The sequence below is a fragment of the Colwellia sp. 20A7 genome (genome assembly GCF_009832865.1).
Taxonomy (GTDB): Bacteria; Pseudomonadota; Gammaproteobacteria; order Enterobacterales; family Alteromonadaceae; genus Colwellia.
The window spans coordinates 327,908-342,336 of the sequence record NZ_CP047130.1 but is presented as its reverse complement, the minus strand read 5'-3'; the positions used below and the strand labels follow the sequence as shown (position 1 = coordinate 342,336).

The window sequence follows — 14,429 nt, the reverse complement described above, 5'->3', positions numbered from 1 at the left end:
AATATGTTTTAGCGACTTATAGCCATGCTATTAAACTTCTACTGCACCCGCTTCATCTACTTGGCAAACATGTACAAAGCCTAGTGCTGTTTGTAAATAATTTTCTTTAAGCCATAACGCGTAGCGTTGTGCTTGTTGTTCGTTATCACATATACAAAATAATGTGGGGCCAGAACCAGAAATACCAACCGCGTGAGCGCCTTCAGCCATTAAATAATCGTGGGCTTGTTGATATTTAGGTAATAAATTAATTCTATAAGGTTCAGCAACAACATCCGTTAATACCGAAAATGCTTGCGCTTTATCTTGTCGATGACATGCATCAACAAACGTTGCTAAATTTTGCCCGTAGCTTATCACATCAGCACGACTATAACTTGTTGGTAATACATCACGAGCCGCTTTAGTAGACACCTCAATACCAGGATAAGCCATAACATAATAACAATCATTAAAGCCGGGTAAAACTCGACTGATAACTTCGCTATCTGGCACCATTAATTGTAAGCCACCTAAGTAACAAGGCGCGACATTATCATAATGTAAACTTCCGCTAATTTGCGCTTCCATTTGCCCGGTCATTTTGAGTACAGTTTTTTCATCAAAACTGAAGTTATGATTTTTACTGTAAAAGGCATTTAAACCAGCAAGTGCTGCAACTACCGAACAAGCACTAGAGCCTAATCCGCTACCTACCGGCATTTTTTTGTCTAAGGTCATTTGTACAGTAAAAACCGGTTGGCCTTGAGCAACCAATGCTTGATTAAACAATTGTAAACATGACCAAACAATATTACTTTCTTTCTCTTTAGGTAATTTATCAGCAAAAGCGCCAACCACAACTAAACTGTCTTCCGTTGCACTTTCCACAGTAACAACATCACCGAGTAAAGTACCATCAACAGGTTTAACGGCTAAGCCTAATACATCAAAACCAACGCTAAGATTACCAATTGAGGCAGGAGCGAAAACAGAGACATTAGCTGACAAAGAAGATGAAGTAGACATTAGTGTTGTTGCTCCCACGCTAGTGTTCTTAATATATCACCAAAAACACCGGCAGCAGTTACTGCAGCGCCAGCGCCGTAGCCACGTAAAACAAATGGTAGAGGTTGATAATAACGACTGTGAATTGCCAACGCATTTTCACCATCTTTAATACTATAAAGTGGATGGCTAGCATCTACCGCTTCAATAGAAACTTGGCATTTTCCATCAACGATATTACCAATATAACGTAATACTTTTCCTTCCGCTTTTGCTGCTGCACAACGAGCGCTCACAGAAGCATCTAATTTTGGTAAATTACTCATAAAGGTATCAACATCACCACTATCATCAAAATCACTTGGTAATACTGACTCAATGTTAATATCTGAAAGTTCAAGCTGCATGCCTGATTCACGTGCCATAATTAATAATTTACGCGCAACGTCCATACCACTTAAATCATCACGAGGATCTGGTTCAGTAAAACCATTTGTTTTAGCGATGGCTGTTGCTTCTGACAAAGACATACCTTCATCAAGCTTACCGAAAATGTATGATAACGAACCTGATAATACACCTTCAAAACGTAGTAGTTCATCACCAGCTTTAATCAAACTTTGTAACGTATCTATAACAGGTAAGCCTGCGCCTACCGTTGTTTCATATAAGAATCGACGATTAGTTGCTTGCGCGGTACTACGTAATTCTTGATAGTATTCCCATGAATCGGTATTGGCTTTTTTGTTCGGTGTAACAACATGAAAACCTTCTGCTAGATAATCTACGTAGCTCATTGCTAACGCTTCGTTAGATGTTGAATCAACTAGCACAGGGTTAATTAAATGGTTGTCGCTAACAAAAGTTTTTAAGTTTTTAGCATTAACTTCAACTGCATTTTTATTTTCAATGCCTTGTGCCATCGCTTCTTGCCAGTTATCTAAGTCGATACCTTCTTTAGCAAATACCATACCTTTTGAGTTGGCGATACCATAAACAGTTAAGGCGATATTCTGCTTTTTCAAGCTTTCTTGTTGACGTGAAATTTGTGCGATTAACTCACTGCCTACTACACCACAGCCAACTAAGAACACATCAATTGCTGGTTTATGTGAAAAGAAGTTTTGATGACTAACTTTCATTGCCGCAGTACATTTTCTTTCTTCGATTACCACCGAAATACTACGCTCTGAAGAATCTTGAGCAATCGCAACAACGTTAACGCGTGCTTGTGCTAGTGAACTAAAGAATTTCGCTGCAACACCACGTTGATGATGCATACCATCACCAACTAAAGACACAATAGATAATTGACCTTTTAAAGCAATTGGCTCAAGTAAACCATTAAGCAATTCAAGTTCGAACTCTTCTTTTAAGCTTTCTTCAGCTTGCTGAGCATCCGCTGAATGAATACAGAAACTAATACAATATTCGCTTGATGATTGACTAATTAATACTAACGAGATGTTTTCTCTACTCATGGTAGCAAACACACGACTCGCCATGCCTACCATCCCCTTCATACCTGGGCCTGAAACATTAACCATAGTTAAATCATCAAGGTTAGATATCGCTTTAACGCGCTTTTTCTGATCATTTTCATTTGAAATAAGTGTGCCTGGTGCCGCAGGGTTACTTGTATTCTTGATCAAACAAGGAATGTGATATTGAGCAATTGGACCAATTGTTTTCGGGTGTAACACGCTTGCACCAAAATAAGATAACTCCATTGCTTCTTGATAAGACAAGTAATCAAGTAATTTAGCTTCTTTAATCATACGAGGATCAGCATTATAAACACCGTCAACATCTGTCCAAATCTCACAACACTCTGCTTGTAAACATACCGCTAAAACGGCTGCAGAATAATCAGAGCCATTACGCCCTAATGTTGTCACCTGATCTTCTTTATTATCTTTGCCGATGCAGATACCAATGAAGCCTGGCATTAATGAGATCTGATTCAATTTGTCGTATTCTATTGAAAACTTCTCTTTAGAAAGCACTAAGTCAGCAACAGCATTTAATGATGAGTCATTAGTACAAAGGAATTTTTCTGGTGAAAGTAATGAAACTTGTAAACCTTGAGATTGTAGAACTGAATCAAGAATGGCAACACTTAAACGCTCGCCTGTACTAATAATTCGAGCACGGATATGATCAGGACAATAAGTCAGCATAGTCGCGCCTTGCATATAACGCTGTAACTGATGCTCATAATTAGCCAAAGCTTGTTCACAATGATGTGAATTAAAGTTACTTAAGCTTGCAGACAAGTCTTCAATAATGGTGGTAATAGCACGTTTGAAATGTCCTAAATCGGTGATTAATTTTGCTTCATCAGTAATGTTTTCAGCCATAGCTACCAAATGATTAGTAACACCTTGGGGTGCTGAAACAACGATAGCAACTTTGGTCAATTGGCTTTTATCTTTTATGATATCAGCAACTTGACAAAAACGCTCAGCTGATGCCAACGATGAGCCACCAAATTTAAGTACACGCATTATTTTTTCCCTTTCTTGAAAGCAAAAAACTCGTAACCTTTACAGGTTACGAGCTTCGATAAAATTATTTTTTTTACACGTCAGCCGGCAACCATCATCCTATTCGGGTGGTGGTGGTTATAATAATAATAATTTGGCTAAATGTAATATTCATGGGTCATAAAATGCCTGATTTACTTAATAGTGTCAACATTTATTGACCAATTAGAAACAGAATAAAAAGTTATAGGTTATGCATATATATTAAAAAAACGCTATATATGGCTATTAGTCAACCATATCACGGGTATATAAGCCTTAGAGGGTATCGATATATTCATTATTTTTGATAAAAACGCAATAATAGAATGATTTTTATTCAGTTAAAGTGGATTAACATATTAATAGTTAACTAATTACAAGAGAACCTAACAAAGACGACAAGAAAAAATTTACCCATAGAATTTACCCATAAAATGATATGCAGATAAATTAATGCCAGTTTACTCTCGCTTTAACTCTAAGAAGGAGGCTGCCAATATAAAGCTGACTGATGAGTTTTTACCCATTGCTGTGCTTCAATATAATTGGGAAAGTGTTGAGCCACCAATTGCCAAAAGTGTTTTGAGTGATTTAAATAACGTAAGTGGCACAATTCATGAACAATAACATAATCAATAACCTGCATTGGTAACATCATTAATAAGTAGTTAAAACTTAGTTCGCCTCTACTATTACAACTTCCCCAGCGGGCACGATATTGTCTTATCTTTATTGATTTATAGTCTAACTTCGTTAATTTCGCGTAAAATTCGACTTTAGGTAAGATAATATCTTCGGCTTGTTGCTTCAAAAAACACTCAAGCTGTTTTTTAACCGCCATTGCCAAGCTTAATTTATCGAGTTTTTTATGCTGAATACGTGTTGGTAATTTAACAGTAAGCGTTGGTTGTTCGGTAACTGCTTCAGCAAGAAATACACTATTTTTTGAGTCTAATTTCTCAGCTGATTCAGCAAAGACAATATTGAGTGTAACCAATTGTCCAAATAAAAATAGCTTTGAGCCTTGTGTAAAATCACAACAAAGATCAGCAGTTTGATTTTGTTCAGTAATTTTAGCTTTCAACCACGCACTTTTTTTCTTAATAAAGAGGCTAATGAACTTTTCATCAACATGATGAGGGGCACGAACAAAAACAAGCCCCTGCTTTACTTGCAACGAAAGTGTTTTACGGTGACTGCGTAAAACTTGATAATCAATCATGATAACCTTTGATTTTGTGTTAAAAAATCAATTCTCTTTAGTTAATTTAGCTGACTTGGTAGCTGGCTTTGCCGGCTTTGCTTCAACTGTTTTTTCAGCCACTTTTTCAGGGGCTTTATCAACAACTTTTTTAGGTGATTTTTTGGCTGGTGCTTTACTGGCTGGCTTCTTCGCAAGTAACGCAACGAGTACTTCTTCACGGTGTTGAGCTAAATAAATACTTAGCTCTTCGCTAATACTGTCACTTAATTCTATTGGTGATTGCGCAAATACATCAGCCAAGTTATCAGCCATATCCAACATTTTGTCATATTCATCTGCTGATTTCTTATCCATAAATGTTTTTGCCTCCACCCCGTGTCTAATGACGACGAATCGACTTTCAACTGCCATTATTCTTCCTTAGTCATGTTAAAAGAGAGCTCAATAAAAATAAAATTTTCATTGTTAATAAACTAACAATATCACAACAAATAACAAGCTGTATATAAAAACAGTTGTTTCATTGTCATTTACCAGAATATATTTAAGGTGTACTTCGTACGGTAAGCTTACATCAATCAGAAAATAACTTTTCAAACCAAGATCGCTCATCTACTTTTTCCTTGAGGCAACCTTCTTTTACTGTTATTCCAGCCGATATTGCAGGGTAAGCTTTAGTGTTATCACATTCATCAGACACTGCATGTCCTGTTTTTTCCTCAAATAACGTTGTCGCTATAGCTTCAGGTTTAATACGTGTTTTATTCATAACCCCCTGCTTTTTAATAAAGTCAGAAAATAACACCAAAGCCCCACTACTTCCGGTTAATCCTGTTGGTTTATTATCATCTTTTCCCAACCACGTAGTAACTAAGTGCTGGTTATCATATCCAACAAACCAGCTATCACGTAAATCATTACTGGTACCTGTTTTTCCTGCTACGTCATTATTTTTCAATCGCCATGTCAGCGATCTGGCAGTACCTGTTTTGGCAACCTGCGTTAAAGCATAATCAATTAAATAAGCAGCATTAGTTGAAATAACTTGGGCATTACTCGCTTGATATTGCCATAGGGTTTCCCCCTTGTTGGACGTAATGATGTTAATTGTATGCGCCTGTTCAGCATAGCCTTGATTAGCCAGCGATAAATACAACTGATTAATCTGTAAAGGTGACATATTAATCGCCCCCAGTAGCATTGATGGCCTCATAACAATATCTTCGTCAAAACCAAATAAGTGGATCGCTTTAGCAACATTATCTAACCCTAACGCCATCCCCAGATTAATAGTAGGAATATTAAGAGAATTAACTAAGCCATCAATTAAGGGTACTTGATGACGGTACTTGCCATCATAGTTTTTAGGCTGCCACGCTTTCTCTGCTTGCTCTCCTTGTTTATTACTTGTATCTACACCATTCGTTAACGTAATAGGCTCATCCGCCAATAAAGTAGCAAAATTAAATTGTTCATAACGCTCTAAAGCCGCTAAATAAATAGCCGGTTTGATTAATGATCCTATAGGACGTTTCGCATTTATTGCCCGATTAAAACCTGCGTAACCTGCTTTTCTGTCACCAACGACGGCTCTAATTTCAGCACTATTAATATCGGTAACAATCATGGCAGCTTGTAAGTCAGTCTGCTTATATTTTTTCTCTAAGGTCGTTAATTGATTCGCTACAGTTTGTTCTAAAAACTGTTGTGACAAGTGAGAGAATCCGGTGAATACTCGAATACCATTTTTTTGCTGAACAGAGGGTAATAATTGATTTAACTCTTGCTTCACTAATTGCAAATAAGCGGGATATTCTTGTGCTTTAAAACGTCTATCTTTACGTATTGATAACGGCGAACTAACTCTTTGTTTGAACTCTTCCACCGTAAGAAAGTTTTCTTCAAACATTAACCTTAACACTAAATCACGACGCTCTTTTGCCCTTGTTGGGTTTCGCCATGGGTCGTAATAACTCGGCCCTTTCACTTGTGCAACTAACAACGCTATTTGTGCGCTATTCAATTCCTCAAGTGTTGTGCCAAAATAGAATTTAGCCGCTAAACCAAAGCCATAAATACCATTAGCATAATGTTGACCTAAATAAACTTCGTTAATATAAGCTTCAAGTAATTGATCTTTGCTATAGCGCACTTCAATAATGATAGCCATTATTGCTTCTTTCACTTTGCGCGTCAGCGTACGCTCTTGCGTTAAGAACATATTCTTAACTAGTTGCTGGGTTAGCGTGCTACCGCCCTGAACAGTTCGCCCTGCAATAATATTATTATAAAGCGCACGTAATATGCCCAAGGGAGAAATACCTTGGTGATGATAAAACTCACGATCTTCAATAAGTAATAATGTATCTAATAATAATGTTGGAGTCTTTTCTAAAGCAGTTAAGATACGATCTTCTTTATTATTAGGGACTAACCGAGCGAGTAATATTGGCTCTAATTGCAATGAGGTTACGGGAACATCATCAATAAAAAGCTGATTGATTTTTCCTGCTGAAACATCAATGGTTAATTGAGTTGCATTAGCTGAGCTAACAATATCTGTTTGTGGAAAGGCAAACGAGCGACGGTAGATAATAATTCGATGAGCTGATTGAGCATACTGCCCTGAAGCAGTAACGGTTCGTACTTTCTTATAGCCATTTAATTTTAACGATTTGGCTAAATGGTTAAGATTAAGCTGTTCACCAATAGTTAACGATTCAATTTGTCCATAGACTTGCGCCGGTACTTGCCAACGTTGACCTTCAAACGTTTGCTGCACTTTAGCATCAAGATAAATAGTAAAGATAGCGAGGGTAAAAAAAAGCGTTACAGCAAGTTTTGCACCGATAATAGTAATACGGCGTAGCCATGTTTTTTGTGACTTAATAACACTTTTCCCCTGCTTTGATGTAACGGGATTTTCTGCTTTATTACTTTTTTTCTTTGTTGTCATTTAGGTATAAAATTCCAGTATTGATGATTGTCTGATATTGACCGTTTAATAAATCATTGAGTATTTAAACTGCTGTAGTTGTATTAGTGTTACACCTTAGTAAACTCAACAGAATCACCAGTATTAGCATTAATTACAAACGTTTCTATTTTTTGGTTATTTTCACTTATTTTAAGCAAGCCTATACCGCTACCATTATACAAACTCATGTTAGATTCATCACTGAATTTACGTACTTTAATTTTCATGCGCCTTCGTTTCGTAAACCAATTAAGAGGTGAGTATGTGGCATATAAAAATCGATTAAGCTTTTCTAAGGTATTTAATAAAGTGGAAGGGAATTCATTTTTGATACCACTACACGTTACTTGTAATATTTTTGAATGGCTACGTATGAATCTATGTGTAACTTCATAAACAAAAGAATAGTGAACATCACCCGACAAGATAATAAAATTTGGCGGTGTTTTGTAATGCCGAAAAATATTTAGCATTACGTTAGCGGTGCCTGGATGCGCCATCCAATTTTCAGCATCAACCAGTAAAGGTTTACCAAAAAAAGTAAATACTCGCTGTATGGTTTCAATTAACTTCACTCCATATATTGGCGCAGGAGAAACAACAATAACATCAGTTTCATTTATCAATTCTTGTTGTAATTCAGATAACGACTCCCAGTCCATTAAGCCTGAGGGTTTTCCTGCATTACTTTCAGAGCGCCAGCGTCTTGTTCGAGTATCTAACACCACTACTTTAGGTGAAGTGGCCAAAGTGTAATGCCATTCTTCCCAAGAAAATAACTTATTAATTAATGACGTATGCTCTTCTATGCCGACGTCAGTAAAGTGCTTTGGAATATCCTCATTCAGTGCGGTAAATTTGTCAGGAGCATTCCCCCACCCCTGACACAACCAATAACCAATTAATGCATTACCTAAAATGTGTTTAGAAAAGCTATTGTTATAGGCCGCTTCTTCCCAACCTCGCGTTAAATTCCAGTCATCCGTTACATCGTGATCATCAAAAATCATATAACTCGGTAAATGTGCCATCGCACGTCTAACCTTTGTTAACCCCGATGAAAAATCATTAATAACAATAAGCTCATCTTGATATTTTTGATGAAATGAAAGAGGGATGTTCGACTGTTTTTCTAACGATAAATCAACAACGCCCCATAACTCTGGCGACCAAACTAACAAATACATTGCCATGACTTCAGCAAAAGTCACTAAATGATTTTTGGCATTATCAGATGTGAATATAGGTTGTTTGTTAAGTGGTAAATATTTACTAATCCCGCCACGGTTAACACTTTCATGAGGTAATATTTTTTCTCTTTGATAGTAACAAAATGGGCTGTCAAAAAGTTGCTGATTATTATTGATAAAAAGAGAATTCGATGACTCGTTACTCCATGATTCATCGAATAAACCAAGTATTGTTATTACTTGATGAATAGCAACCAGCATAGGGCCTGAAACATCATCAGCATAGACTTGATCACCTGACATCATTAACATTGAAGGACGTTTTTCAGCTGAAAAATCACTGCCTTTTAATAAGTTATCAACCTGACATAACGCATCACTACTTTTAAAGTGAGGTTTTCGACAAGAGCCATGTAATATCTTATTAATATTTTTTTTAATAACGAAACTAGGTAGACTTTGGCTCGGGTAAACCAGCTCGGGTAATAACTCAACTAAGCTATATTCTGCAACGCTGTCTTTAAAGCAAAAATCATATGCTAATAATTCATTTTCAGGTAAACCGTCAGCTACCTTGATTGAAATAAGATTGATAAATGCCTGCTTACCAACTTGAATTTGTTGTAGTTCTGCAGAATCTAAATGCTTATCAAAAATTACGTTATGATCTTTAGCCATCACTATTTTACAAGCAATACTATATTTTTGTGTTGTTACCAACCAAAAGTTAACTTGGTCAACATCACAATGACGGACAACAGGGCCAGCAACAATTGATGATAATGGTGTTTGAGTGCTAATAAGAGACCTCGAAAAAGTAAAGTATTAATAGTATGTTAAAGATCTAAGCAAATGATATACCGCTATTTAACTACAATTTTTATTCATATTCAAAATGCTAATTGATACTTTATATTACATACCGCTTATTTTTGTTTAATAGCACGGCCTGCTTTTCTCAGAAAATGGCTCAACAGGCCATCTATAAATCGTAATAATTACCTGTTCACCATTGACGCTGAAAATCTCAATATATTATCAATATCGAAAAAGCCTATCATCTAAATTTTTAAGTATTACGGCTTTTTCTAGAGCTACCTGCTTTTTCAGAAAATGGATCAACAGGCCATCTATGTCGAGGGTATTTAGCGCGCATATCTTTAGCAACTTCAACATAAGATCCGCCCCAAAAGTTAGCTAAATCACTGGTGATTTGTATTGGTCTTCGCGCTGGTGATAATAATTCAAAGCGCAGTGCAATGCTATTACCAGCCAACATGGGAGATGCAAGCTCACCAAATAATTCTTGTAATACAACAGCAACGGTAGGTTCTGAGTTTTTATCATACAAGATTGACACTTTTTTATTGCTTGGTGTTGTATAGCTTACCGGTGCTTCTTTCTCGAGTATTTTTGATTCGTCATAGGTTAATAATGAGGATAATAACGGCAGTATTTTCACTCGCTTTAATTCCGATATTTTTTTAATATTGGTAACGTAAGGCAATAACCAGTTTTCGGCACTTTCCATCATTAATGCTTCTGATAACACCGGAAAAGCTTCCACCTTACCACCAAGCCATTCCACTCGTTTCAACCAATCTTCACACTCCTGAGTCCAGTGTAATATACTTTTAGCATCGGTTTTTATCAGAGATTGAATGCTGTCTAATATGAACTCTGCGGGAACATCATTACTTCTTGTTTCTTCAATAATCAAACTGCCATATTTTTTCAGTATTCTTGCATATACTCGGCTATTATTAGGTGCTAATTCATAGTCTACTTTCTCTGACATTTCATGAGAAAACTTTTCAGCTAAAATATACTTATTAAAAATAATGGCGCTAAAAACACGGCCTTCTTTGGTTTGAGCATCACAGTCATTAACCACTAAATATTCATTATTAATGAGCGGATCTTCTTCTGCCAGAAAAACCCCCTTACCATTCGCTAATTGATATTTATGGCTATTGGCTGAACGCCTTTTAGCTAATCTTTCTGGAAATGCTAGCAACAATAAATAGGCGGCAATATCTGGAAGACCTGAAATGTCGACTTTACTTTTCTTATGTTGTATCGATGACTGCAGTGTCCGAACATCTCTTACGACCGTTTTCAGTGTATTTCTATTGACATAAGCTTTATTAATATTGTCTGTATCACTCTCAATCAAAACCTGTAATCGCATCAATAAATCGGCACTACCGCTACCCTGTAATATATCTCGCTCTGACAAAAGAGCAGCAAGATTACACGCAACTTCGCGCTCTTGCTTGTCATTGGCAGCCAACATCATCTTGGCTAACCTTGGATGAATTGGTAGCCCACTTGCTTTTTTACCAAGTGCAGTGATCTTGCCTAAAGTGTCTAACATTCCTAGTTTTACGAGTAAATCTTGAGTTGAATCATAATGGGCTTTTGGCGGGGGCGTTAACCAATTGATTTCTTCATAACTAGAATGACCAGCACTGGCAAGCTCTAACACCGCATCAGCTAAATCTGCATTTAAGATCTCTTCTTCTTGATAGTCCTTCAACGATCTATGTTCGGATTCACTCCATAATCTTAAGCACTTCCCTTCAGATAACCTACCGGCACGACCTTTGCGTTGCTCAGCTGAGGCTTTTGATATCGTTGTTGTTGTTAACTTTGACATGCCACTTGAAGGGTTGAAAATAAGTGTCTTTTCAAGCCCTGAGTCAATTACACAAGTAATTCCTTCAATGGTTAAACTCGTTTCTGCAATGTTGGTGGTGAAAATAACCTTTCGAGTGCCTTGGGGTGCTAATGCAATCGCCTTTTCCTGCTCTTCTAATGGCAATGCACCATATAAGGCAATAAGTTTAAGGTTTTGATGTGATGAAAATACGGTTGTCGCCTGTGAAATACACCTTTTGATATCAGCAACTCCGGGTAGGAATACTAAAATATCACCTTCATCTTGAATAACATTAGATATCGCTTTACAGACATTTGATGCTAACTGTCTGTTGTCAGTTTTCTGATGAGAAACACTAACAGGATAAGCCCTTCCTTCACACAACATTACGGGGGCATCATCAAGGTACTTTGATACTAAATTAGTGTCTAGTGTTGCTGACATCACTAACAAACGGAGATCTTCACGGATCACTTGTTGAATTTCGAGCGAAAGCATAAGTGACAAATCAGTATTAATAGAGCGCTCATGAAATTCATCAAAGATGATCAGCCCAACACCGTCTAATTCAGGATTTGACTGAAGCCTTCTTGTTAATACGCCTTCGGTTAGAATTTCAAGCCGAGTTGCCGCAGATATTTTCTTATCATTTTTGACTTGGTAACCGACGGTTTCCCCAACTTTTTCACCCAGGCATTTAGCTAAGTAATTAGCAATTGATCTTGCCGCCATTCGTCTAGGCTCAAGCATAATAATTCGTTGGCCATTCAAAAAGTCAGCTTTTAACAACTCAAGCGGCACAACGGTAGACTTACCAGCCCCTGGCTCAGCTTGCAATACTACACTCGGGTTCTCTTTTAGCTCACGCAACAAGTCAGCTAATATTTTATGAATTGGAAGGCTAATTTTTCAATACTCTACTTTTTATTAATAAGGACAAACTTAAAAGATCAAACTAACTGAAAATTAGCAGATTAGATTCGAGTCATTCGAATTGTCTTATAAGTATGAAGTAAAAATGATAATGGTGCGATGGTAAAGTTGGCAGTATTAATGCCTATTTTGTTGTGTTGTGTTGTGTTGTTAAAAATTAAGCCCTGGCAATAACATTAATCACCAGGGCTTATATATTTTGTGTATTTAACCGGTTAACGACGTTAACTTATATTACGTCTGTTTCGGCAAATGTTTATCAAACCTTTCGTTGAACCATCTTCGTTCAAAGGCATATCCACATTCGACAGCTTACTAAATATTTCATTGCCAAGGGCTTTACCCAATTCTACACCCCATTGATCAAACGAGTTGATCTGCCAAATAACACCTTGCACAAAAACTTTATGTTCATACAAGGCAATAAGACTACCTAACGCTTTAGGTGTTAGTTTTGGCATAAGTAAAGTATTGCTAGGTTTGTTACCTTTCATCACTTTATGAGATGACAAGTAACTAATTTCATCAGTGCTGCATTTTGCTTTTGTCATTGCGGCAATAACTTGTTCTTCTGTTTGACCTTCCATTAATGCTTGGCTTTGCCCTAAACAGTTAGCAATTAACATGTCATGATGATCCGAAATATCTACATGCGGATTAAGCGGCAAAATAAAATCGACCGGTATAGGTGTTTTACTTTGATGAATTAATTGATGAAATGAATGTTGTCCATTCGTGCCTTCACTACCCCAAATAATAGGACCAGTATCGTAGTCTGTTTCTTTATTATCTAGATTAACCGACTTACCATTACTTTCCATATCAAGCTGTTGTATATAAGCAGGTAAACCACGTAAATAATGATAATACGGTAATAATACTTGCGACTGTGCACCATGGAAATTTCGATACCAAATACCCAATAGCGCCATAATTACTGGCATATTGTCTTCAAAAGGTGCTTTTCTAAAATGTTCATCCATTTCAAATGCACCATTTAAAAACTCTAAATAGTTGTCAAAACCAATACCAATGGCAAGTGGTAAGCCAATGGCTGACCAAATTGAGTATCGTCCGCCAACCCAGTCCCACATTGGGAAAATATTTTCTTCGCTGATACCAAAACTTTTAGCCGCTTCAACATTGGCCGATACACAAGCAAAGTTATGTTGAATATCACTAATGTCAGCTTTTTCTAAAAACCATTCTTTAGCTGTTTCAGTGTTTCTTAGTGTTTCTTGAGTCGTTAAGGTTTTTGATGAGGTAATTATCAAGGTTGTTTCTGGATCTAGCCCTGACAACACATCATGAATATGACAACCATCAACATTGGCAACATAGTGTACATTTAAGTGCTTTTGACGATATGGTTTTAGTGCTTCAGACATAATTTTAGGCCCCAAAAAAGAGCCGCCAATACCAATTGCCACTATATCTTTAAATGCCTTGCCGCTATAACCTTTGGTAACACCTGAAGAGACATCATCCACAAAACTTTTTATTTTGTCTAAGGTACTTTTTACTAATGGCATTATATTTTCGCCATCAACATACACGGGTTCATCAGAAAAATTACGTAGCGCTGTATGTAACACCGGACGGTTTTCAGTAGTATTAATCGGCTCACCTGAAAACATTTTTTCTATTTTTTCTTTAACACCGCATTGTTCTGCTAACTCAACAAGTAACGCTTTAGTTTCTGGTACTAAATGATTTTTTGAGTAATCTAAGGTTAATCCTGAGGCAGATATTGTAAATCTATCAAATCGTTCAGGATCCATACGAAACAATGATTTAAGATGAATTGATTTACTGTCTAAATAATGAATTTGTAAGTTTTGCCATGCCAGTGAATTAGTTAACATGTTTAATAAGCCTTTATAATAAAATTTAAGTTTGTTTCAATAATTGAGTCTGACAAAACATGATAGCTTAGTCGTCATCATTA

The 14,429-nt window shown here is 36.7% G+C and carries 8 protein-coding genes; all 8 read right to left on the bottom strand.

What is annotated here, in order from left to right; translation table 11 throughout:
* Positions 1-30 precede the first annotated feature (30 nt).
* On the bottom strand, positions 31-1,008 hold the full coding sequence (gene thrB / locus GQS55_RS01435) for a homoserine kinase (RefSeq protein WP_159817266.1): 978 nt from the start codon (positions 1,006-1,008) through the stop codon (positions 31-33).
* Positions 1,008-3,494, bottom strand: a complete 2,487-nt coding sequence (gene thrA / locus GQS55_RS01430; protein WP_159817264.1) for a bifunctional aspartate kinase/homoserine dehydrogenase I — start codon at positions 3,492-3,494, stop codon at positions 1,008-1,010. The genes thrB and thrA overlap by 1 nt, the downstream gene beginning before the upstream one ends.
* A gap of 499 nt (positions 3,495-3,993) precedes the next feature.
* Positions 3,994-4,737 carry a M48 family metallopeptidase gene (locus GQS55_RS01425; RefSeq protein ID WP_159817262.1) on the bottom strand — a complete coding sequence of 248 codons (744 nt, stop codon included), beginning with the start codon at positions 4,735-4,737 and terminating at the stop codon, positions 3,994-3,996.
* Positions 4,738-4,764: 27 nt separating this feature from the next.
* On the bottom strand, positions 4,765-5,130 hold the full coding sequence (locus GQS55_RS01420) for a YebG family protein (RefSeq protein ID WP_159817260.1): 366 nt from the start codon (positions 5,128-5,130) through the stop codon (positions 4,765-4,767).
* Positions 5,131-5,293: 163 nt separating this feature from the next.
* Entirely contained in the window at positions 5,294-7,675 is a 2,382-nt protein-coding gene (mrcB, locus tag GQS55_RS01415) for a penicillin-binding protein 1B (RefSeq protein ID WP_159817258.1), read from the bottom strand.
* Between the two features lie 89 nt (positions 7,676-7,764).
* Positions 7,765-9,606, bottom strand: a complete 1,842-nt coding sequence (locus GQS55_RS01410) for an alkaline phosphatase family protein (RefSeq protein WP_236559722.1) — start codon at positions 9,604-9,606, stop codon at positions 7,765-7,767.
* A gap of 349 nt (positions 9,607-9,955) precedes the next feature.
* A complete protein-coding gene (hrpB, locus tag GQS55_RS01405; RefSeq protein WP_268892441.1) occupies positions 9,956-12,442 on the bottom strand; it encodes an ATP-dependent helicase HrpB in 2,487 nt (828 codons plus the stop codon).
* 263 nt (positions 12,443-12,705) lie between these two features.
* Complete coding sequence (pgi, locus tag GQS55_RS01400; protein ID WP_159817256.1) at positions 12,706-14,346, bottom strand: glucose-6-phosphate isomerase; 1,641 nt, start codon at positions 14,344-14,346, stop codon at positions 12,706-12,708.
* Between the last annotated feature and the right edge of the window lie 83 nt (positions 14,347-14,429).

Coding starts and splice junctions, on each gene's coding strand:
- thrB (WP_159817266.1), bottom strand. CDS start 1,008: ATGTCTACTTCATCTTCTTTGTCAGCTAATGTCTCTGTTTTCGCTCCT.
- thrA (WP_159817264.1), bottom strand. CDS start 3,494: ATGCGTGTACTTAAATTTGGTGGCTCATCGTTGGCATCAGCTGAGCGT.
- GQS55_RS01425 (WP_159817262.1), bottom strand. CDS start 4,737: ATGATTGATTATCAAGTTTTACGCAGTCACCGTAAAACACTTTCGTTG.
- GQS55_RS01420 (WP_159817260.1), bottom strand. CDS start 5,130: ATGGCAGTTGAAAGTCGATTCGTCGTCATTAGACACGGGGTGGAGGCA.
- mrcB (WP_159817258.1), bottom strand. CDS start 7,675: ATGACAACAAAGAAAAAAAGTAATAAAGCAGAAAATCCCGTTACATCA.
- pgi (WP_159817256.1), bottom strand. CDS start 14,346: ATGTTAACTAATTCACTGGCATGGCAAAACTTACAAATTCATTATTTA.